This window comes from Brachybacterium epidermidis (assembly GCF_015209585.1).
Lineage (GTDB): Bacteria > Actinomycetota > Actinomycetes > Actinomycetales > Dermabacteraceae > Brachybacterium > Brachybacterium epidermidis.
Genome location: NZ_JADEYR010000005.1, coordinates 1 through 22,141, shown reverse-complemented (window position 1 = coordinate 22,141; position 22,141 = coordinate 1). Strand labels below are relative to the sequence as shown.

Genomic DNA, 22,141 nt, shown 5'->3' with positions numbered 1-22,141 from the left:
GGTGCCGCCGGAGCCGAGACGCTTTCCAGCACCTTCGGATGACGCCCCGGCGCGGCGCCGGCGGAAGCATGGACGGCATGGAATCGACGCTCGACGCTGCGGGCCCCGTGGGCCTGGCCGTGCTGGCCCTGGTGGACGCCACCTCCATGGGCACCCTGGTGATCCCACTGATCCTGCTGGTTGCTGGCGGCGGCGGTGCTCGTCGCGTGGCCGGCCGCACCCTGTTGTACCTGGCCGTGATCGGTGTGTTCTACCTGCTGCTGGGGATCGCGCTGCTGGCCGGTCTGCTGCCGCTGATGGAGCACCTGGGGCACCTGCTGCGCACGCCCGCGGTGATGCTGGTGCTGGCGGTGATCGGGGTGCTGCTGGTGGTCTGGTCCTTCCACATCGACCCCGCCGCCATCCGCAAGCGCGGCGGGGACCCGGAGGCATCGGCCCGGCGCTGGACCCATCGAGTCCGCCAAGCCGCGGGCCGCCCGCTGCTGCTGATCGGCCTGGCCCTGCTGGCCGGAGTGATCGAAGCGGCCTCGATGATCCCGTACCTGGCCGCGATGGGGATCATCGCCGACATGGGCGTGGGGCTCGGCACCGGGGCCCTGATCCTCGTGGGCTACTGCGCGCTGATGATCGCCCCGGCCGCAATACTGGCCGGGGTGCGGGCAGCCCTGGGCGGCAGGGCGGACCGGCTGATGGACCGCCTGCACAGCTGGGCGGTGAAGAACGCCTCCAGTGCCTTCTCCTGGGCGATCGGCATCATTGGCGTGATTATCGTGATCAACACTGCCGGGCCCGCGCTGGACGCGCTCGGGGCGGGGTGACGGGCTGGGCAGCGCACCCGACCGTGTGCGTGGGCCCGGGTGGGCTCCTTCGTGACGCAGTGCACTACGGTGGGCAGTGCCTGGTCGATGCGAGGCCGGGGCTCGCCCCACGTACGAAGGAGTCATGGTGCCCACACGACGCTCCCTGCTGGGTCTGGCCGGGCTGACCGGTGTGGCCGGCCTGGGTGCCCTGACCGGCTGCAGCTCGTCGGAGGCCCAGGTGGATCCGGAACTGGGCCCCATGGCCACCCCGGAGGACTCCGGGACGGTGACCTACCAGATCTGGGACAAGGCGCAGGAGCCGGCGATGCTGGAGATCGTCGATGCGTTCAACCAGCACTATCCGAACATCACGGTCTCGGTGAACACCACCGCGAACGCCAGCTTCTTCGAGATGCTGCGCATCCAGGCGATCGGCGACGAGCTGCCCGACGTGTTCTGGATCAACGGTCCCAACTTCGAGCTGTACGCCTCCGAGGGCATGCTGCAGGACCTCAGCGGCCTGGAGGGCTTCGACCCCGCCCACTACCCCTCGAACCTCAACGAGCTGTACTCCTACCAGGGCGTTCCGTACGCCGTCCCCAAGGACTTCGACACCATCGCGCTGTGGTACAACCGCGAGCTGCTGCACCGCGCTGGCGTGGACGAGCCCACCGAGTCGTGGTCCTGGCAGGAGTACCGCGACGCCTCCGAGATGGTCACCCGGGCGCTCGGCTCCGAGCAGATCTGGGGCAACTCCGCCGGGATATGGCCGCAGGCCTACATCTATCCGCTGGTCATGCAGGCCGGCGGTCAGATCCTGCTGGAGGACAAGACGAAGTCCGGCTACGACACCCCGGAGGCCATCGAGGCGTTCAGCTTCCTGGAGGGCATGGTGGCAGACGGCATCGCACCCGACGTCCGCTACACCACCGAGAACCCTCCGGCGGACCTGTTCAACTCCGGTCGCGCCGCCCTGCACCAGTCCGGCAACTGGGAGGCCGCCGTGTTCAAGGACTCCCCGGTGTTCGAGCAGCTGGGGGTGGCGCCGCTGATGCACGGCAGGACCGAGGGCAACGTGATCCACGGGATCGGGCAGGCCATGAACGTCCGCAGCCGCAACAAGCCGGCCGCCTCCGCGTTCCTGGCGTTCCTGGGTTCGGAGGAGGCGAACCTGATCCAGGCCGCCGCCGGTGCCGCCAACCCCGCGTTCATCGGCACCAACGACGCCTACGTCGAGTCGATCCCCGAGTTCTCCCTGGACATCTTCATCGACGCCGCCGAGACCGCCAACCCTTACCCGGCGTCGAAGAACACCGAGGCCTGGCTGCGGCTGGAGGAGCTGTTCTTCCCCAAGATCGTGATGGGCGAGGTCGAGAGCGGCGCCGAGGAACTGGCCGCGAGGATGAACGAGGTGCTGGCTGATGAGTGAGAGAGCAGCGCAGGCCCCCGTGCCCGACACCGTCACCCCCGGTGGCCAGTTCGCCCGCACGAGCGCCGAGGTCGCCCGCGAGCACGACGCCTCCGAGCCGGACACGGCGCCGCCGCAGCGACGCAGGCGACGGGGGAAGGACGGGGCCTGGCCCTTCGTGTTCCTGGCCCCGCTGATGCTGGGCATCGTCGTGTTCTACTTCTGGCCCATCGTGGCCACGGTGCTGAACTCCTTCTCGACCTTCGGGCCGTTCGGGGGCCGCACCTTCGCGGGCCTGGAGAACTACGCGAAGCTGTTCCAGGACTCCTTCATCCCCCGCGCCATCCTGAACACTGCGATCTACACCGGCATCGTGCTGCTGGGCATCCCGATCGCGGTGGGCATCGCCTCCCTTCTCACGCAGAAGGGGCTTCGGTTCTCCCGCTTCTACCAGATCCTGTTCTTCCTGCCAGCGGTGTCGATGCCGGTGGCGGTGGCACTGGTGTGGCGGATGATCTTCAACAAGGAGTTCGGGATCATCAACTACGCCCTGTCCCTGGTGGGGATCGAGGGGCCGTACTGGGTGACCGCCCCGGGGTGGTCGCTGCTGGCGGTGTCGATCGTGGGGCTGTGGTCCAGCCTGCCGCTGGCGGTGATCATCCTGTCGGCCGGCCTGCAGGGCATCCCGCCGGAGCTGTACGAGGCCGCGCAGCTGGACGGCGCTGGCCCCGCCCGCCAGTTCCGCTCGGTGACAGTCCCGCTGCTCACCCCGAGCATCTTCTTCCTGACCATCATCACCGCGATCAACGGCTTCCAGCTGTTCGACCTGCTGTTCGCGATGATGGGGCAGGCCAACCCCGCCATGGCGGACACGCAGTCGCTGGTGTACCTGTTCTACGCCGAGGCGTTCCGGCAGAACGACCAGGGCTACGCCTCGGTGATCGCGCTGCTGATCCTGCTGATCATCGGCCTGATCACCCTGCTGCAGTTCCGGATGCAGAGGAGGTGGGTCCACTATGAGTGAGACGAATGCGAGCAAGCGGGCGACGACCGCCCCCGTCGCGAGCGAGCAGGCGGCGGCGGGCCGACGGCGGGTGGGCCGACGGCGGGTGGGCCGATGGCCGGCGGGCCGACGGCGGGTGAGCCGGGCAGTGCGCACCGTCGTCGTGACGGCGGTGCCCGCGACGGCCGCACCGGCGGTGGCCGCACCCGCACCGGCGGTGGCCGCACCCGCACCGGCGGTGGCCGCACCCGCCCCCGCTACGGCACCCACGCGGTGCTGCTGATCGGCGGCCTGCTGATGGTGTTCCCGTTCCTGTGGCAGATCAACATGTCGCTGTCCACGCATGCCGAGGTCACCTCGGTGCCGCCCACCTGGCTGCCGGCCGAGCCGCAGTGGGGGAACTACCCGGCCGTGTTCGAGCAGATCCCGTTCCTGAACCAGTTCCTCAACACCGCCGCCGTGACCGTGCTGCGCGTGGTGGGGCAGCTGATCCTGTGCGCCATGGCCGGCTACGCCTTCGCCCGCATGGAGTTCCGCGGCAAGAACGTGCTGTTCGCCCTGGTGCTGTCGATCCTGATGGTGCCGTACCAGATCTATCTCATCCCGCAGTACGGGATCATCCAGGAGCTGGGCTGGCTGAACACGGTGGCTGGTATCGCCGCCCCCGGTATCTTCAGCGCCTTCGGCACCTTCCTGATGCGCCAGCACTTCATGGGCATGCCCCGCTCACTGGAGGAGGCGGCACGCCTGGACGGGGCCTCCCCATGGCAGACGTTCTGGCGGATCATGTTCCCGCTGTCCGGCCCTGCCCTCAGCGCTGTCGCGATCCTCACCGCGCTGGCCTCGTGGAACGACCTCATGTGGCCGCTGATCGTGGCCACCTACGACGACCGCACCACCCTGGCGGTGGGCCTTTCCACCATGCAGGGCCAGTTCACCTCCAACTACCCGGTGATGATGGCCGCCAGCTTCATGGCGATGCTGCCGCTGATGATCCTGTTCATCGTGCTTCAGCGCCGTGTGGTCGAGGGCCTGGCGCACTCCGGTATGAAGGGCTGAGGGCCTGGCGTACTCCGGCATGAAGTGCTGAGGGCCTGCTCAGGCCCGGCCGGGGCCCCATTCGTCGACCCACTGCCGATCTGCACCCGTGCGAGTGGCGGTTTCGCGAGCGAGGTGTGCGCAGTTGGCGTTATCGGAGTCCGATTCCGCCAACTGTGCACGCCTCGAGGTGCTGGGGCGGCCTGTGCACACCTTGAGGTGCTGGCTGTGCACACCTCGAGGTGCTGGGGTGGCGGGCACCCCGCAGGCGCTGCATCGTGCTGATTGTGCGCGCATAAAAGAATCAAAAGCAATCAGCCAGATTGCGGGTGGTGCGCCGATCGAACCTGAGCGATCCCGCGCGGAAGCGCCATGGTCGCGCAGATGAGCGGATATGATTCGTGGACGCAAGACACGGCTGATCCCCGGTGCTGCAGATGCCCGGGGTGGCCCGCGTGTGGCCAAGGACGGCTGCGCAGGATCAGGAGGGCAGGGGATGACGGACCCGGTCGAACCCGAGCCGCACCGGGGCAGGCGTTCCGCCAGAGGGTCCGCGGCTGCCATCAGCGCACCGGACGGGCAGGCACGGGGCGCGGAGTCCACCGGCGCCCGTCGTGTCCGCGGCCGCAGGCGCCGCCTCGACCTGGTGCTCGACCTGATCATCGACCACGGCCACATGAGCGTGGAGGACCTGGTCACCGAGCTCGGCGTCTCCCCGGCCACGGTGCGCCGCGACCTGGACGCACTGGCCGATCAGCAGCTGGTGATCCGCAGCCACGGCGGCGCCTCCGCCAACCCCGACGCCCGCTCCCTGCCGATGCGCTACCGGGCCTCCCGCAACGCGCAGCAGAAGGAGCTGATCGCCGCACGCGCCGTGGACCTCGTGCGGTCGGGCAGCGTGATCGGCCTCAACGGCGGCACCACCACCACCGCCGTCGCCCACGAACTGGCCTCCCGCCAGGAGTTCCGCGACGCCGAACGGCCCACCGTGCTGGTCACCAACGCGGTCAACATCGCCCAGGAGCTGGCCGTTCGCCGCCACCTGCAGCTGGTGGTCACCGGCGGCGTGGTGCGCGAGTCAAGTTACGAACTGGTGGGCAGCTGGGCCGAGCAGCTCCTCGCGCAGATCCGCATCGACACCATGTTCGTGGGCATCAACGCCGTCAACGCCATCGACGGTGCCTCCACGCACGACGAGTCCGAGGCCAACATCAGCGCGCGCCTCATCGACCGCTCCTCCCGCGTGGTGGTGGTGGCCGATTCCAGCAAGGTGGGGGCGGACGCCTTCGCCCGCATCGGTCCCGTGGACGCGATCGACGAGCTGGTCACCGACGACGCCGCTGACCCGGATGCCCTTCAGGCGCTGCGCGAGGCAGGCGTCACCGTGCACGTGGTCGAGACGACGGGGCGCGGCCGATGACCCCGAACGGCCGTACAGGTGCAGGCGGGCGCGGCCCCGCCAACGGGAGCGGCCCCGCCAACGGGCGCGGCCTGGCCAACGGGAGCGGCCTGGCCAACGGGAGCGGCCCCGCCAACGGAGGCGGCCCCGTGCGCGCCACCGTCCCCCTCGCCGACGTCGCCCGCGAGGCCGGGGTCTCGGTGGCCACCGCCTCCTTCGTGCTCTCCGGCCGCAGCGGCAGCCGCTCCTCCGGATCCCCGGAGACCAAGGCCAAGGTGCGCGCCGCTGCCGAGGCACTGCACTATGTGCCCAACCGCACCGCGCAGGCCATGCGCACCGGCCGCGGCGGGGGAGTGGTGCTGGCCCTGGGCACCCTGGCCGATCCGTGGGGCGTGAGCCTGGCCCGCCAGGTGCGCAGCGCTGCCCTCCCGAACGACCTGTCCACCCTGATCCTGGCCGACGAGCGCTGGTACGAGTACCTGCAGGGCGCTTCGGCCGACAGCGCCTTCGTGACCAGCGTGGACTTCGTGGCCGACGGGCCCGAGAAGGTGCGCCGCCTGGCCGAGACCACCAGCACCGGCATCGTCGCCTTCACCACCAGGATGGAGCCGGAGAGCTTCGACGTCATCTCCTCCTCCCCACTGGCCGCGATCCGCTCGGCCTACCAGCGACTACGGGCCCGCCACGGCCGCGTGCACCTGCTGGTCCCGCACCGCTACGACCCCGCCTCCGACGCCCGGATCCCCGCCCGCACCCGCGCCTTCCTCGAGGCCGCAGAGGAGCACGGCGACGGCCCGACACCGGACCTGGTGCACTCCACCCTGCCCGGGCGCCGCGAGACATACCGCTCGAGCCTGGAGTGGCTGCGCGGCGAGAACGCCCCCCACGCGGTGGTCTGCTACACCGGCTATCAGGCCGTCGCCCTGCAGACCGCAGCCCAGAACCTGGGCATCACGATGCCGGAGGAGCTGGAGATCATCGCCATCGGCGACATCCCCGAGGAGGCCCAGTTCTACGGGCCCATCAGCTACTACGGCGTGGCCGACGTGTTCGAGCGGATCTCCCAGGTGGTGGTGGGGCGTGCACTGGACCGCAGTGACCGCCCCGGGCAGCGCCACGTGTTCGAATGGGAGTTCTTCGCCGGGGACAGCACCTGCCAGGAGCCATGATCACGGAAGGAACCATGAGCACCGACATCCGCTCGCACACCTGGACCCTGCCCGGCCTCGAGGTCACCGAGGTGACGCTCCCCGTGCCGCTGGACCACGCCGACCCCGCCTCCGTGCGCCTGGAGCTGTTCGCCCGCATCTACGCCGACCCCGAGGGCACCGACCGCCCCTACCTGGTGTACCTGCAGGGCGGGCCCGGCTCCGAGGCGCCCCGCAGCGTGGGCCCCGACAGCCCGCCCTGGCTCGTCCGTGCCCTGCGCGAGCACCGCGTGATCATGCTGGACCAGCGCGGCACCGGCCGCTCCACGCCCGTCGGCCCCGATGTGGCGCTGCCCGAGGGCGCGATCGACGGGGCCGCCACCCTGCGGGAGGCAACCCCCGCCGAGCAGGCCCAGTACCTCACCCATTTCCGGGCCGACGCGATCGTGGCCGATGCCGAGCTGCTGCGCGAGCACCTGGGCGTGGACACCTGGTCCCTGCTGGGGCAGTCCTTCGGCGGGTTCACCACCCTGCGCTACCTCAGCGCCGCCGCGGCCTCGGTGGAGACCGCCCTGTTCACCGGTGGCATCCCCTCCCTGGGGCCGGACATGGAGTCCGTGTACCGCACCACCTGGGAGGGCATGGCTGCCCGCAGTGAGCGGCACTGGGCCCGCTTCCCCGGCGACCGCGACCGCATGCGCGTGCTGGTGGACCGCGCGGAGGCCGGTCGCCTGCGCCTGCCCGGCGGGCAGCAGGTGGGCGTGGAGCGCCTGCGCCGCATCGGCATGCTGCTGGGACGCTCCCAGGGCCAGGAGCAGCTGCACTACCTGTTGGGCCTGGACCCGGACTCCCCGGCCTTCGCTCACGACCTGGCCGGCGCCCTGCCCTTCGGCGGCCGCAACCCGATCTACGCCGTTATCCACGAGTCCTGCTGGGCCGACGGCACGGTCACGGACTGGGCCGCTGAGCGCGCTATGCCCGGGTCCGTGCGCGAGGACCCGACGCTGCTGGCCGGCGAGCACATGCACCGCGAGCTGTTCACCGAGGACCCGGAGCTGCAGGTCTGGGCCGAGGCCGCCGAGCTGCTGGCCCAGCACCCGTGGCCGCGGCTGTACGACGAGGACGCCCTGCGGGCCGCGGACGTCCCGGGTGCTGCGGCGGTGTACTACGACGACGCCTACGTGCCGCGCGAGTACTCCATGGCCACCGCCGCCCTGCTGCCGCGCCTGCGCACCTGGGTCACCAGCGAGTACGAGCACGGCGGCCTGCGCTCCAGCGGCCAGGTGGTGCTGGACCACCTGCTGGACCTGGCCAAGGGGCGCCGCGAGGCCTGACGGCAACGCCTGACCGCAAGGCCTGACGGCCAGGCCTGACGGCACGGCGTGACGGCAAGGCCTGACGGTCAGCAGGGTCAGGCGTCCGCGGCCAGGCGGAAGCCCTTGTTGCCGCTGGCGTCCTCCACGGCGGAGGCATGGCGGGCCGCCACCCGGTAGCGGTTGCAGTGCGAGTCGTGGCACAGGTACGAGCCGCCGCGGATCACACGCACGTCACCCCTCATCGACGGCGCATGCCCCGCGTCCCAGGTGTCGCTGCACCACTCCCACACGTTGCCCGCCACCTCGTACAAGCCGAAGCCGTTGGGCGGGAAGGACCGCACCGGGGCCGTGCCCAGGTACCCGTCCTCGAGGGTGTTGCGCACCGGGAAGGCGCCCTGCCAGATGTTGCAGCGGTGCTCACCGTCCGGGGTGAGGTCATCGCCCCAGGCGTAGCGAGCCTGGTCGATGCCGCCGCGGGCGGCCTTCTCCCATTCCGCCTCCCGGGGCAGCCGCATCCCGCACCAGGCGGCGAACGCCTCCGCGTCACGCACGGAGACGTGCACCACGGGGTGGTCGGCACGGTCCTCGGCGTCCGAGCCGGGGCCCTCCGGGGCATCCCAGCGAGCGCCGTGCACGGCCCTCCACCACGGTGTGCCCGGGGGCTTGGGCGAGGAGCGGCGCACCTCGGGCTCCAGCAGCGCCCCGAACACGTAGGACCAGCCGAACTCCTCGGTCTCGGTCACGTACCCGGTCTCGTCCACGAATGCTGCGAACTCGGCGTTGGTCACGCAGGTGGGGTCGATGCGGAAGGCGCCCACCTCCACCTCGCGGATCGGCGACTCGGCGTCCATGGGGTTCCGGTCGGAGTCCTCGGTTCCCATCCGGAAGGGACCGGCCTCGATCGGCACAGCGTGCTGGGCGCGGGCGCGCACCTGCTCGGACGGTGCCGCGAAGGCATGCGGGTGCTCGGGACCCCGACGCACGGGAGCGGCCACGGAGGCGCTGTCGGTCCCCTCAGCCGATGCCTGGGAGGCAGCGGTGTCCGGGCCGAGCTGCTCCCTACTGGCGGCACAGCACGTAGGGGACGAGTCATCGGATGTGTGCATAGGGCCAGCGTAGGCCGCTCATGGGCAGGGCTGCGGTGACCTCCCAGGCAGTGCTGGACACCACCGTCGCGGAGTTCCACGAGCTGGACATCGAGGCTACCGGGATGGGTCGCGATCCCGGAGGCCGACGGCTTCGGGGATCGTCGCGCCCCGGTGCGCGTTCAGATGAACCGCACGAAGGCCCGCAGCGGATGCGGGGCCATGTCGTGCGCCTCGGTGAGGCCCCGGGACTCGTAGAAGGCGCGCTGCCCGGGCTCGTCATCGGTGAGCAGCACCAGCTGCCGCACCGCGTCGTAGCGCTGCAGCACGCTGTCCAGCAGCACAGCACCGATGCCTGCCCGCTGATGGGTGGGTGCGACCAGGATGTCCTGGACGTACACGATGGTCTGCCCGTCCGAGACGGTGCGCACCAGCCCAACCAGCTCGCCGGTGCCCGCATCCCGTGCGCACAGGACCAGGTGGGATCCGTGCATCGCACGCACCAGGCGCTCCGGGTCAGCGGTGTAGGTGCTCCAACCCACGGCGTCGTACAGGGCGAGCAGCTCGTTCCCAGCGGGGATCTCGGAGGTGAGGAAAGCAGGCATGCACCCGATTGTGCCCGGTGCGGAGTCCAGGTCGTGCTCGGGGCCGAACCCGCGCGGGCCCTGGGGCTGGAGTGAGGCGAACGGCTGGGCCTGGGGCCAGGCGCCCACGCCGATCCTGCAACGCGTGGCCCGAGGACAACCCGGCCCCGCCCCGACCGTTCGGACCGAGCAGTCCCCGCAGCACCGCACCATGCGTAGGCTCGAAGCATGACCACCACCGCAGCCCACGAGAACGTCGCAACCCGTCGCATCGGATCCCTGACCGTCTCCCCGATCGGCATGGGCGTGATGCCCCTGTCCCAGGGCCGCGGCGACGCCGCCCCGCAGGAGCAGGCCCGCGCCACCGTGCACGCCGCGCTCGACGCCGGCATCACCTTCCTGGACACCGCTGACATCTACGCCCCCTCCTGGGACACCATGGGGCACAACGAGAAGATCGTGGCCGGCGCCCTGAACACCTGGGACGGCGACCGTTCCCAGGTGGTGGTGGCCACCAAGGGCGGCATCACGCGCGGTGAGGGCGAGGCCTGGGGCCGGGACGGCTCCGCCGAGTACCTCCGCTCCGCGCTGGAGAAGTCCCTGAAGAACCTCGAGACCGACGCCATCGACCTCTACTACTGGCACCGCCCGGATCGCTCCATCCGGTACGCCGAGGGCATCGAGACCCTGGCATCGTTCAAGCAGGAGGGCCTGATCAGGGAGATCGGCATCTCCAACGCGAACGTCGAGGAGATCGACGTGGCGATCGAGGTGCTGGGCGAGGGAGGCCTGGCGGCTGTGCAGAACCAGTTCTCGCCCACCTTCTTCCAGACCAGCCGGGAGGAGCTGAAGCACTGCGGTGAGAACGGCATCGCCTTCGTGCCCTGGTCGCCGCTGGGCGGAACGGGCGGCGGGGCCAGCGGTGTGGGGGAGCGGTTCGAGCAGATCACCCGCATCGCCAAGGCGCACGACGTGTCCCCGCAGCAGGTGGTGCTGGCCTGGCAGCTGGGCCTGGGCGAGCACGTGATCCCGATCCCCGGCGCCAGCCGGCCTGAGTCGATCACCGATTCGGCCAAGGCCATGAGCCTGGAGCTGACGGGGGAGGAGTTCCACGAGCTCTGCGGCATCATCGCCTGAGCTCCAGTGCGCCTCGGTCTGATGGGGCGTGCCCCCGCGCGCCATCGCCATCGTGACCTGATCTCTCTCCTGCGCAGCCCCCCACGGATGGGGCATGTGCGCACGCCCGCCGTGAGGACCCCGTGATGAACCCCTTGACCGAGAACCAGATCCGCAGTTCCTTCCTCAACATCAGCAAGGGTGACGCGAAGCGCGCCGTCCTTCCCGACCTCTCACAGATCACGTGGGAGGAGCGGGACTACCTGGGCTGGCAGGATGCTCGCCGTCCACTCCTGCACTACGTCGCCCTCGAGGTCGATGGTGAGCTCGCCTGCCTCCTGCTGCGCGGGAGTTCAACAGTGGCGTCCACGAAGATGCTCTGCGCCTGGTGCCAGGACGTCATCGACGGCGTGCATGCTGCGTCCTTCGTGGCCCCGCTGGCAGGCGAGGCCGGCCGACGCGGGAACTCGATCGGCACCGCCATCTGTGCGGACTTCGGCTGCTCGAGGAACGTGCGACGTGCCCCTACCGCGGGGGAGCTGCGCACGGCAGACCCAGCGCTTCTGGAGTACCACCGCGAGCAGCGGATCGCGGGGCTGCGCGCCCGTTCGGCCGACTTCGTGAGGGCCGTGCAGCGACGCTGAGACGGGGCGCTGCCTGTGACCCGCCGTCGGTCGCGGCTGCTACACCAGAGCGAACACCCGGTCGGCCCGGGCTCGGGTGGCGGCGACGATGCGGGCGTTGGACTCGTCCGGCCCCAGTGCCCAGGCGCGGGCGGCCTGCGGGTCCTTCCCGAACAGCTCGTGGCGTGCGATCAGCCTGTGGTGCCGGAGGTCCTCGGGCGTCTCGACGAACCAGACCTCGTCCAGCAGGGCCCTCACCTGCGCGAAGGGGCCTTCGTCCAGCAGCAGGTAGTTGCCTTCGGTGATCACCAGTGGCACGCCGCCAGGGACGTCGATGGCCCCGGCAATGGGCTGTTCGAGGTCGCGCTCGAACATGGGCGCCCACACCGGCGGGTCGTGCCTTAGGGCGCTGCGCAGCCGCTGCAGCAGGGCCGCGTAGCCGGTGGCGTCGAAGGTGGCCGGGGCGCCCTTGCGGTCGCGCAGGCCCATGCGTTCCAGGGCCGCATCGGCCAGGTGGAAGCCGTCCATCGGCACCACCGCGCAGGACCCGGCGGGCAGGTGGGAGGCGAGCAGTGCCGTGAGGGTGGACTTGCCCGCCCCCGGTGCCCCGGCGATCCCGAGCATCCGGCGGCTCCCGCCGCGCACTGCCTCGTCGAGCAGTACGTGTGCCGCCTGGACGGCCTGCTGAGCTCCCGGTGGGAGGGCCGTGGACGGTGGTGGCTCGGGGATGGCCGCGATGGCCTCGTGCGAGGCAGCAGACGGTGTCGGCCCGGCAGCGGCCTGGGTGGGCTCTCGCGCTGGATCACCGGGCACGGTTGACCTCCAGGTCCACCTCGAGCACCTCTCCGCGCAGAGGCAGGTGGATCAGTACTTGGGCGGGCGGGATCCCGGCGGCGGCGAGGGCCTGCGAGTAGGTGTCCAGCTGGCCCAGGTAGTGCTCGCGCACGTGCCGCACCGGCTCCGGCCCCGGGTAGGTCTTGTGGTCGACCAGCACGATGCGGCCGTCCGGCAGTCGCAGCAGGGTGTCGATCCATCCCTCCATCACCTGATCGTCCTGGTTCCACCAGGTGATGGGCTGCTCGGTGAGCTGCTGGGCTCCTGGGAACCGGTCCTCCAGGAAAGCAGACCAGGCCTCGCCGGCACGCATCAGTGCATCAGAGCCGACGGACCGGGTCACGGCCCAGCGCTCCACCAGGCGCTGCGCGGCCTGCGCGCGCTGCTCAGGGGTGAGGCTGTCCAGCGGCCGCGACAGGTAGGCGTGCATCGCCTCGCCCACGCGCTCCCAGCCGGCCGCGCCCTGGGAGACCAGAGGCGTGCCGATCCGCTGGGGGGCGCCGACGGTGCCCAGCTCCGTGGCCGAGGCCACGCCGGAGGCCTGGAAACGCACGGACCGTGCAGGGGTGATGGACGCAGTCACGTCGGTGCCGGTCAGGGACGGGTGGGTGTCGGGCAGGTCGGTGGCGGCCAGTGGGCTGCGCGCCGAGCCGTAGGCCTCGGCGTCCTCGGGGAGCGTTCCACGGGTGGAGCGCACCACCGCGGGAAGCTGCTCGGCGCCCGCGACCTGGAGGAAGGACTGGCCGAGGGACCACGACAGCAGGGGCCCCGGGCCCGCGGCACCGTCGACGGCGGTCGCCGTGCTGCCGTCGACACCGGCGCCAGTGGTCCCCGTGTCGTCGTCGGCCACGAGGGCGTCGAGTGCGGGCGCGCTGCCCTCCCCGGACAGCACCGTGACATCGGCCGAGCGGGTGAAGGCCACGTACTGCAGGCGACCGGCCTCGTTCCGGTCCTGCCTCAGGCGGTGCTGGGCGTGCGCTGATGCCTCGAGGCCCTCCTGCACCGGCGGGTAGGAATCCAGGAGCTTGGGCCAGTACCGCGCGGAGCGCCCGGCCAGGGGAGCGGTGACGTCCAGCTGCGGGGCCGGGGCGATGAACGATCCCCAGGTGTGGGTGCGCTCGGTGGGCTTCGCCTCGAGCATGACCACCACGCGGGACCACTCGAGCCCCTTCGCCCCGTGCACGGTGCCCACCCACACCGTGTCCGGGGTGCCGGTGAGGTTCGGGCCGCGGTCGGACTCGTCCAGTGCGGCCCGCAGGCCGGTCAGGGTGATGGGACGGGAGTCCATGCGGGCCTGGTCGGCGTACTCGGCGGCCAGGGCGCGCACGGCATCGAGGGTGCGCAGTCGCTGGTCGGGCAGCGACCAGGTGCGGATCTGCTCGGTGAGGTCCAGGGCGTCGACCAGGGCGGCGATCATCTCGACGGGGGTGAGCAGGATGCAGCCCTCCCGCAGGGCATGCAGCCGGGCGAGGCTGGGATCCCTCCACCACTGCTGGAACACCTCCTGGCGCGCCTGGGCATCGGGGGCTGCGGTGAGCTGGGTGAACCAGTCGCGGTGCGCCCGATGGTCGGGCAGCAGGTCCACCAGCTCGGTGAGCGCCAGGGTGTCGCTGAGGTCCAGGGTCACGGCCAGGGCTGCGCGCAGGATCCTGCCCTCGCGGGTGGCGAGGATGCTCGCTCCCTCACCGGAGGCAGGGATGCCGCGCGCGGTGAGCGCCTCGATCACCTGCTCCGCCTGGTGGTTCTTGCGCACCAGCACGGCGATGTCCGAGGGCCCGACACCGGGTTCGGCCAGCAGTTGCATGATGCCGTCGGCCACGGCGGTGGCGTGCTGCGCGAAGGGCTTGCGGCCCGTGCACTCGGGGATCCACGCCTCCAGCCGCCCCGGTGGGTGGCCCTGCGCACGGCGACGGGTGACGGCTTCCTCTGCGGCGGCCAGCGTGACACGTTCGATGGGCATGTGGGGGAAGATGCGCGGGAAGATCGCGTTGACCAGGTCCAGCACCGGTTCCTGGGAGCGCCAGGAATGGGTGAGGTCGGTGATCTCGCCCTTGCCCCATTCGGTTGTGCCGGCCTCCAGCAGCGCCAGCACGTCGAGCATGAGGGAGGGGTCGGCGTCGCGGAAGCCGTAGATGGCCTGCTTGGGGTCTCCCACCCAGATCTTGTCCTCGATGAGCCTGCCCAGCTCGAGGAACAGCTCGAGCTGGACGGGGGAGGTGTCCTGGAACTCGTCGACCGCCAGCAGGCGGAAGCGATCCTTGATGGCCTGTTGAGCCCGTGGACTGCTGCGGATCAGCTCGAGGGTGCGCACCTCCTGATCGACGAAGTCGATCAGCCCCAGATCGTCCTTGTACTTGGCGTAGGCGTCGAGGGACTCCGCGGCGGTGTCCATCACCAGGTGGATCAGCTCCCGCGCATCGGCCTGCAGCACAGGATTGGCCAGTAGCTCGTCGGCGACCTGCTGGGAGATTCCCAGCAGCGCAGCATCCACGGCCTTGGCGTACGCGAAACCAGGGAGCTTCCTGCCCGACTCCTTGGCGGCGGCCCGGGCCTCGGCGACCTGCGCGGGCTTGGCGAGCTTCGCCCATCCCGCCCAGGGGGCGCGTGAGGGATCGGCCAGGTCACGGCGCAGCTGCTCGAGGGGGTCGAGATGCTTGCGGATGGTCGCTGCAGGGCTCTCGGCGGCGGCATCGGCCTCGGCACGAAGGGCCTGCAGAGCACTGTCCAGCCCGGCCAGCCAGGCCTGCCTGCGATCCTGATCGGAAGCGGCCGGTAGTGCTGCGTCCCGGTACTCCTGCCACGAGGCCGCGGCCGCGGCGCGCAGCTGGTCCGCCCCGATGCGGTTGGTGCGGGCCCGGCCGGCGAGGTCTCGCACGTGGGAGCGCCAGGACGGGGTGGCGTTGTAGGGGAGGGCAGGGTCCTCCTCGCCGTCGTGGCCGGTGCGCGCCAGCAGGTCGCCCGAACGGGCACCGGCGGCCGCAGCAGCGTCGTCGATGGCGGCGTTGAACGCGGCCTTCTGCCGGTCGGCGTCCAGCACCTGCACGTCCGGGGAGATCCCGGCGTCCATGGCGAACTCGCGCAGCAGCTGCCCGGCCACCGCGTTGACGGTGCCGATCATGGCGCTGTCGATCCCGGTGGCGGCCTGGGCGTCGCCCACCTCCAGCAGGGTGCGCCGCACCCGGTCGGAGAGCTCGGCGGCGGCCTTGGTGGTGAAGGTGGTGGCGATCAGCTGGGAGGGCTGCAGGCCGCCCTTGATCCGCTCGGCGATGTCGTGGGTGAGGGTGTGGGTCTTGCCGGAGCCGGCGGAGGCGTTGATCAGGGTGAAGGTCATCGGAAGTCTCCCGTCATGCCGCACAGCTGGGCGTACTCGCTGGTGGCGCAGTAGCTGTCGACGGCCACCTGGCCCTCGGAGCGTGCCGCGGCCCGGGCGCCATCCAGTGCCCTCCTGCGCTTGCTGTAGGGGGCGTCCAGCGGCAGGTTCGCGCCATCGAGCAGCGATCGGCGGCCGGCCACGGCCGTGCCCTCGGCGATCTGGTCCAGGGCGGTGGTGACCGAGCGCGTCAGGCGCTCCCAGGAGTCGCGCACGTCCATCGGGGTGCGACGGCGCGGATCCAGCTCGCGGTCCGCGGCGACGAACTCCCCGGCATGCAGCAGGAAGTACCCCACCTGTGCGGGCTCGGCGAGGGACTCGGCCTGGTCGAGGGCCCAGGCGTAGGAGGCCAGCTGCACGGCGTCCCCGGTCTCGTACAGGTCGCCGTAGCGGGTGCGGCTGCGGGACCACTTCAGGTCGATCACCGTGGGGCGCCCGGAGGCATCGCGCAGGTCCAGGTCGCGGCTGCCCACGAACTCGATGGTGCGCGCGCCGCCGGCCAGCGGCAGCGTGAGGGGATGGGAGAAGCGCACCTCGGTGCCGGTGATCCGCAGGCCTGCTCGCGCCGTGCCCGCGAACAGGGTGCGCAGGGACCTCACGGTGCGGTCGTGCACATCGGCTCGCTGCGCCGCGTGGCCGGGAAGGTCCAGCTCGGAGGCGAACTGGGGGACGAGGCGATCGAAGACGGAGGTGATCTCCTCGTCGGTGGGCGGACGGAGCGGCGCGCCACCGACGCCGTCGTCCCACCGCTGCTGCACCAGCTGCTCTACCACGGCGTGCACCAGGGTGCCGATCATCCGGTCCCCGGTGGGCAGGGCGGCGACGTCTGCGGTGCGCACGTCGAGGGCGTGTTGGAGCAGCCAGTGCAGTGGGCACCCCACGAGGGTCTGCGCCGCGGTGAACGACAGGCGCTGTGGGAGCAGATGCGCACCGGTGGCGAACTGTCGGTGCAGGTGCTCCGGCGGTTCCGCCCGGACCAGCCCGGGAACGCGCACTGGCAGTTCGACGCCGCCGAGCGTCCAGGTGCCACCGGTGATCAGTGATTCGGGGCTGTGGCGGTGCGCTCCTGGCCACCCGTCCTGCCTGCGTGCGCTTTCCAGGTGGGCCAGCAGGCCGCTGGGCGGCGGTGGTTTCTCCAGCCGGCGCCCGGGCAGCACCGCGATCACCTGCCCTGCGGTGCGCAGGCCCCGCAGGGCCGCATCGACGTGCAGGCCGGCGAGCTGCTCGGGATCGATCAGGTGGGCGCCTCCCGAGCGCAGCGCCTCACGCTCGGCCTGGTCCCATTGCACGGCGGCCGGGGTCTCACCGCCCTCGGGGGCCCACCACAGCACGGTGCCGCCCGCGGCCGCGACCTGGGCAGGGCGGGTGGTGACCTTCCAGGTCGCCACCTGCGCGCCGGCCAGCGGGGAGCGACCGGACCCGCCGCAGGCGTCGATGATCTGCTGCAGGGTGCGCCGTGAGGCAAAGTGGCCGGATCGAGCATCCCCAGCACGGCCTGCAGGGTGCGCACCTGGGTGAGGGAGGCCAGCAGGTCCCCGTCCCCGCGGGAGACGGCCTGCAGCCGCTGCGACAGCCAGTCCAGCCGGGCCGCGACCGCCGGGGGCTGCAGACGATCCGCGGGGAGCGGGTCTGTGACCAGACGGTGGATCTCCTGGGCGGCCGTCAGTGCCTTCTCCGCGCTGGGGCGGAGATCCGCATCGGCGGCGGCGAGGCGCTCCTCGAGCTCGCCCAGGGCGCGCCGCCAGGCCGGGCCGCCCACGCCGGGCTCCTGCGTGAGCGCCCGCAGCAGGAGCCGACGGGCAGCGGCGGGCACCAGACCGATGGGCTCGGCATCGCCATCGGCCCCCGGGAGCACTCGCAGGTCCAGCAGGGCGGCGAGCTGGTGGACGTCCACCGGCGCGGTGGCGACGTCGAGGTACAGCCCCAGCACCTGGTGGTGGGCACGTGCGGTCGAGGGGGCGACCGCACCCGCCGCGGGCAGCCCGCGGCGCCGCAGTGCCTGATCCAGGATGGTGGTGTCGGCTCCTGCCAGGAGGGTGAGGGATGCACCCCCGGGGGCCTCGGGGGAGTGCGCGGCAGCTGCGGCGGGAGCGGGTGCAGCCGGTGCGGGTGCGGCCGCGTGGGAGGCGGCCAGGTACCGAGCGGCGACGTCGGCGGCGGTCCATTCGTCCTGGCAGACCACCACCTCGAGGTGCGGGCCGGGCGTGGGCTGCGCTGCCGGCGGTGCATGCACCACGACCCCGCTGCGGGCCAGCGCGGCGAACAGCCGGGGCCACAGGCCGGGCAGTGCGGAAGGGTCCTCCTGCGCGGTGACCTGGGTGATGCCCAGCGGCCAGGTGCCGCCGGTGCGCTCCAGCTCCTCCAGCAGGGACAGCAGCTCGACCAGGTCATCAGCGGATGACGGGGAGAGGGTGGCCGGGCGCCCGGCGATGCCCGTGGTGCCGGGCATGCCGACCACCACGGCGTCCTCCACATCGCGCAGCGCGGCCAGCCGCGGTGGCAGTGGGTGGTCCGTGCCCGGAGGGTTCCAACCGGCCTCGACCGCTGCATCCCGCCAGCGCAGCAGCTGACGGGAGGTGCTCCACGGATCCACTGCGAAGGAGCGGGACGGCCAGAACGCCTCGGGTTCGGAAGCGGAATCCAGGTGCTGGTGGATGAGTTGCATGTACTGCGCGATGCGCACGGCCTGGTCCACGGCGGGGCGGGTGAGGCCGAGCCTGGTCTGCAGCAGCTGCACCAGGCCCCGGGGGCCCATCCGCACCTGCCCGTGCGCGGCGTGCCCGGGAGCATCGGCCCAGGCAGCGCCGTCGGCCGTCCATCCGAACTCCATCTGCATTCCTACCGGCCCCTTCCTTCCGGCTGGAGCCGGATGATCCCACCCTAGAGGCGGGCTGTGACCGACGAGGTCCCGCGCCCGTGGATCCGCCCCGTCGTACTCACGGCCGCACGAGGGCGAGAATCCCCGTCACGGCCCTTCGAGCCGCGCCGCCACCGCCACCGGACCCGGTCGTGGCAGGCGGGCCGGCCTCGTCGGGGGCGGGAACGGCATGAGGGGGCGGGGACGGCTTGAGGGGGCGCGGCGGGTGTCAGCGGCCGGCGGGTGCGGGCGACAGGACGGGCGCGGGCGGCAGGGCAGGTGCGGGCGACAGGACGGGCCGGCCCCCGCAGGGACCGGCCCGTGCCGATCGATCAGTTCGCGCTTCCAGGCCGTGCCCACGGCGGGACGTTGCCAGGAGCCGGCGGCTGCGCGGCCTGCTGTGCCTGACGGCGGGCGCTCTCCTCCCGCTGCTGGGCCTCGCGGCGGGCACGGGCTGCACGCTCCTGCTCCTGGCTGCGGCGGCGCTCCTCCGCCCGACGGCGGCCATCGGCATCCGAGGTGTCGGCGTCCGCGTCGGCCTCCTGAGCGGCCTGGGCCTGCAGCATGGCGTTGCGGATCTCATCGCCCATGGTGCCCACGGTGCCCGGGTTGGAGGGGAGGAACAGCACGTTGGAACGGCCGTTGCGGGCCACGTCCTGCATGGTGTCGAAGTACTGCGTCATCAGCAGCAGCTGCTCGGCGGAGTGCTCAATGCCCACCTTGCGCAGCATCTCGTACTGCTCGGCGATGCCCATGGCGTTGGCCTTGCGCTGGGCGGCCACACCCTCACCCTGCAGGCGCTTGGACTCGGCCTCGGCCTCGGCCTGGGTGACGCGCTTGATCTTGTCGGCCTCGGCCAGGGACTGTGCGGCCACGCGGTCGCGCTGGGCGGCGTTGATGGAGTTCATCGAGTCGCGCACGCGCGAGTCGGGGGAGATGTCCTGAACGAGGGTGTTGACGATGTTGAAGCCGAACTCCTGCATGCGGGCGGAGAGGGTCTGCTCCACGGAGCGGGCGATGTCGTCCTTGGACTCGAAGGCGGCGTCCAGCTCCAGGCCCGACAGGGCCGAGCGCACGGTGTCGAACACGTAGGAGCGGATCTGGGCCTCGGGGTTGGAGAGGCGGTAGTACGCATCGACGACCTGCTCCTCCTTGATCACGTACTGCACGGCCACCGGCACGGTGACGAACACGTTGTCCTTGGTCTTGGACTCGATGTTCACCTCCAACTGCTGGATGCGCAGGGAGATCGGGCGGGTGATGTTGTCGATGAACGGCGCCTTGAAGTTCAGGCCGGGCCGGGCCACCCGGCGGAACTTGCCGAAGCGCTCCACGATCACGTTCTCCTGCGTGTGCACGGTGAACATGAGCGAGGTGCGCAGGCCGCCGAACAGCAGGGCTGCAAGGATCGCGAGGCCGACGACGGCGACCACGACGATGACGAGGAAGAGGACGAAGCCGTCCATGAGGGTCCTTTTCTGAGGAGTGAGCGGGTGTGAGCCACGCTATCAAGCGGCGTGCGCCCTGCGGCTCAGGCCAGGAACTCGTCCACCTCGGCGCGCGTGGGGGCGTTCTGGGGGCCGCGGCGGGTCACCGCGATCGCCGCGGCGGCGTTGGCGCGCGTGGCGGCTGACTCCCAGTCGGCGCCCAGGGCCCGTTCGGCCAGCATCACCCCGGTGTGGGTGTCCCCGGCACCGTTGGTGTCCACCGCCTTCTGCGGGAACGCCGGGATGTGCGTGCCCCGGCCGTGGTGGAACACGATGCACCCGCGGGAGCCGTCCCGCACCACCACCACCGCGCGCTGGCCGATGCGCCGCCGCAGCGCCTCCGGGGTGTCCTGCAGGGAATCCAGACCCGTGAACGCGCGCGCCTCATCCGCGTTGGAGGTCCACACGGTGGTGCGCTCCAGCACGCGGTCCTGCACCTCGGTGGGGAAGGACGCGAAGGGCTCCCCGGGATCCAGCACCACCTCGACCCCGCGCGGCACGGTGTCCAGGAACTCCAGCAGCGGCCCCCGGGTGGGCTCGAACAGGGTGTACCCGGAGATGCACAGCAGGTCCCCGGGCTGCGGATCCAGCCGGGCCAGGGATGCGGCGGTGACGGAGCGCTCGGCTCCGTAGACCGTCAGGAAGCTGCGCTCAGCCGTCGGCTCCAGCAGCCCCACGCAGTAGCCGGTGTCGTCGTCGGGACGGGGCTCGTCGGAGACCTGCACGCCCGCCTCATCCAGCACGCTGCGCACCAGGTCGCCGTTGAGGCCGGTGCCGTGCGCGCCGCCGTGGACGGCCTGCGCACCGGTACGGGCGGCGGCCACCAGGATGGTCACCGCGCCCCCGGCGTAGCGCTGCTCGCTGGTGGCGTTGACGTTCCCGCCGCGCGGCGGCAGGGCGGGCACCTCGAGGATCACGTCCACGAGCGCCTGGGCGGTGTGCAGCACGCGAGGCATGCGGCCAGTCTAGGGACCGGGCAGTCGCACCCCGCGGGAGGTGACCATCTCGGCCACCCGCCCCGCGATCGGAAGCAGCCCCATCAGCACGAACAGCACCACCAGGGACGCCATGGTGGCGGTGCCGGGTCCGAAGACCCGCACCGGTGCGAACAGCAGCACCCCCAGCACCGGGGCGGAGATGACACCGGTGCCGGCCAGCAGCGACCAGCCCAGCGGTGCAACGCGCTGCGCGCGCAGGGTGCGCAGCCGGTCCAGACGCACCAGCATCAGGATGTCCAGGGTGAGGGCGGCCATGGCGAGCACGGAGATCAGGGCCAGACCCGCCAGGCTGGTCAGCAGCCAGCCGAAGAACACCTCGGCCCCGTGGAACATGTCCCCGTCGGGCGGCCCTGCCAGTTCGTCGCCCCACACGCCCATCACGATGGTGGCGATGACCGGGACGGTCAGGGAGAGCACCAGAGCGATGCCCACCAGCCCGCTCCACAGCCCCAGCAGCCGGGTGCCGCGCAGCTCATCCCCCAGACGTACCGGGGCAGTGGCGAACCGGGGATCGGGGACCGGCTGCGAGAGCATCAGATGCTCGCCACGGTCTCCACGGCCTGCCGGATGGCGCGTTCGGCGTCCAGCTCGGCGGCCACATCGGCCCCACCCACCACGTGCACGCGGGGGGAGCGGCCGGAGCGCGCCTGCAACAGCTCATCGGCCAAGGAGCGCTCCGATACCTGCCCCGCGCAGATCACCACGGTGTCCACCTCGATCAGCTGCTCCTGGTCACCCTCTCGGACATGCAGCCCCTGCTCATCGATGCCCTGATAGACCACGCCCGTGTGCTGGACGACCCCGGCGCGGCGCAGCTCCGCCCGGTGCACCCAGCCGGTGGTGCGGCCCAGGCCCGCCCCAATTTTGGTGTCCTTGCGCTGCAGCAGGTGCACCACCCGTGCCCGTCGACCGTCGGCCGGCACGTCAAGGGCCGGCTGGTCGGGCTGCGGCACGGCCCCGTCGGAACCGGAACCGGACCCGGCGCCGGGTGCGGAGAGCCGGGGCAGGATGCCGCCGCGGTGGTCGGCCGGATCGGCCACGCCCCAATGCCTCCTCCATGCCTGCGCATCGAGGG

General features: G+C 71.6%; 18 protein-coding genes and 1 pseudogene. 9 read left to right on the top strand and 10 right to left on the bottom strand.

Features of this window, described 5'->3' with window-relative positions:
• Positions 1-77: 77 nt before the first annotated feature.
• From IOE58_RS06505 to IOE58_RS06475, 7 genes are all read left to right on the top strand, one after another.
• Complete coding sequence (locus IOE58_RS06505; protein ID WP_228019159.1) at positions 78-818, top strand: GAP family protein; 741 nt, start codon at positions 78-80, stop codon at positions 816-818.
• A 124-nt stretch (positions 819-942) separates the two neighbouring features.
• The gene (locus IOE58_RS06500; RefSeq protein WP_193865607.1) at positions 943-2,229 is read left to right on the top strand and encodes an ABC transporter substrate-binding protein; all 1,287 of its coding nucleotides are present in this window, start codon (positions 943-945) and stop codon (positions 2,227-2,229) included.
• Entirely contained in the window at positions 2,222-3,232 is a 1,011-nt protein-coding gene (locus IOE58_RS06495) for a sugar ABC transporter permease (RefSeq protein WP_193865606.1), read from the top strand. Before IOE58_RS06500 ends, IOE58_RS06495 begins: the two co-directional genes overlap by 8 nt.
• Positions 3,233-3,325: 93 nt before the next feature.
• Complete coding sequence (locus IOE58_RS06490) at positions 3,326-4,270, top strand: carbohydrate ABC transporter permease (RefSeq protein ID WP_193865605.1); 945 nt, start codon at positions 3,326-3,328, stop codon at positions 4,268-4,270.
• A 475-nt stretch (positions 4,271-4,745) separates the two neighbouring features.
• Positions 4,746-5,669: a DeoR/GlpR family DNA-binding transcription regulator gene (locus tag IOE58_RS06485; RefSeq protein ID WP_228019157.1), complete on the top strand. Its 924-nt coding sequence runs from the start codon at positions 4,746-4,748 to the stop codon at positions 5,667-5,669.
• Positions 5,666-6,817 (top strand): LacI family DNA-binding transcriptional regulator, encoded by a 1,152-nt coding sequence (locus tag IOE58_RS06480; protein ID WP_193865604.1) that lies wholly within the window; start codon positions 5,666-5,668, stop codon positions 6,815-6,817. The genes IOE58_RS06485 and IOE58_RS06480 overlap by 4 nt, the downstream gene beginning before the upstream one ends.
• 14 nt (positions 6,818-6,831) lie before the next feature.
• Positions 6,832-8,130, top strand: coding sequence for an alpha/beta fold hydrolase (locus IOE58_RS06475; RefSeq protein WP_193865603.1), 1,299 nt, complete (start codon positions 6,832-6,834; stop codon positions 8,128-8,130).
• A 77-nt stretch (positions 8,131-8,207) separates the two neighbouring features.
• Here IOE58_RS06475 and IOE58_RS06470 read toward each other — a convergent pair whose 3' ends face one another.
• The gene (locus IOE58_RS06470; RefSeq protein ID WP_193865602.1) at positions 8,208-9,218 is read right to left on the bottom strand and encodes a formylglycine-generating enzyme family protein; all 1,011 of its coding nucleotides are present in this window, start codon (positions 9,216-9,218) and stop codon (positions 8,208-8,210) included.
• A 161-nt stretch (positions 9,219-9,379) separates the two neighbouring features.
• Complete coding sequence (locus IOE58_RS06465) at positions 9,380-9,802, bottom strand: GNAT family N-acetyltransferase (protein WP_193865601.1); 423 nt, start codon at positions 9,800-9,802, stop codon at positions 9,380-9,382.
• 207 nt (positions 9,803-10,009) lie between these two features.
• Between IOE58_RS06465 and IOE58_RS06460 the strand changes: the two genes are divergently transcribed.
• Positions 10,010-10,918: an aldo/keto reductase gene (locus tag IOE58_RS06460; protein WP_193865600.1), complete on the top strand. Its 909-nt coding sequence runs from the start codon at positions 10,010-10,012 to the stop codon at positions 10,916-10,918.
• Between the two features lie 125 nt (positions 10,919-11,043).
• Positions 11,044-11,541 (top strand): FBP domain-containing protein, encoded by a 498-nt coding sequence (locus IOE58_RS06455; protein ID WP_193865599.1) that lies wholly within the window; start codon positions 11,044-11,046, stop codon positions 11,539-11,541.
• Between the two features lie 39 nt (positions 11,542-11,580).
• Here the strand turns inward: IOE58_RS06455 and IOE58_RS06450 are convergent, their stop codons facing one another.
• The 8 genes and pseudogenes from IOE58_RS06450 to IOE58_RS06420 all read right to left on the bottom strand — a co-directional run.
• Positions 11,581-12,249, bottom strand: coding sequence for a nucleoside/nucleotide kinase family protein (locus tag IOE58_RS06450; protein ID WP_431831695.1), 669 nt, complete (start codon positions 12,247-12,249; stop codon positions 11,581-11,583).
• Positions 12,250-12,322: 73 nt separating this feature from the next.
• Entirely contained in the window at positions 12,323-15,685 is a 3,363-nt protein-coding gene (locus IOE58_RS06445; RefSeq protein ID WP_193865598.1) for a UvrD-helicase domain-containing protein, read from the bottom strand.
• A complete protein-coding gene (locus IOE58_RS14270; RefSeq protein WP_348981917.1) occupies positions 15,682-16,605 on the bottom strand; it encodes a PD-(D/E)XK nuclease family protein in 924 nt (307 codons plus the stop codon). Before IOE58_RS14270 ends, IOE58_RS06445 begins: the two co-directional genes overlap by 4 nt.
• 353 nt (positions 16,606-16,958) lie before the next feature.
• On the bottom strand, positions 16,959-18,560 hold the full coding sequence (locus IOE58_RS14265) for a hypothetical protein (RefSeq protein ID WP_228019155.1): 1,602 nt from the start codon (positions 18,558-18,560) through the stop codon (positions 16,959-16,961).
• A 353-nt stretch (positions 18,561-18,913) separates the two neighbouring features.
• Positions 18,914-20,047 carry an SPFH domain-containing protein gene (locus tag IOE58_RS06435; protein ID WP_193865597.1) on the bottom strand — a complete coding sequence of 378 codons (1,134 nt, stop codon included), beginning with the start codon at positions 20,045-20,047 and terminating at the stop codon, positions 18,914-18,916.
• Positions 20,048-20,112: 65 nt separating this feature from the next.
• Positions 20,113-21,024 carry a PfkB family carbohydrate kinase gene (locus tag IOE58_RS06430; protein WP_193865596.1) on the bottom strand — a complete coding sequence of 304 codons (912 nt, stop codon included), beginning with the start codon at positions 21,022-21,024 and terminating at the stop codon, positions 20,113-20,115.
• Between the two features lie 9 nt (positions 21,025-21,033).
• The gene (locus tag IOE58_RS06425) at positions 21,034-21,600 is read right to left on the bottom strand and encodes a hypothetical protein (protein WP_193865595.1); all 567 of its coding nucleotides are present in this window, start codon (positions 21,598-21,600) and stop codon (positions 21,034-21,036) included.
• Positions 21,600-22,141: pseudogene (locus IOE58_RS06420) on the bottom strand (NADPH-dependent 2,4-dienoyl-CoA reductase); the annotation flags it as partial. The gene IOE58_RS06425 and the pseudogene IOE58_RS06420, both read right to left, overlap by 1 nt.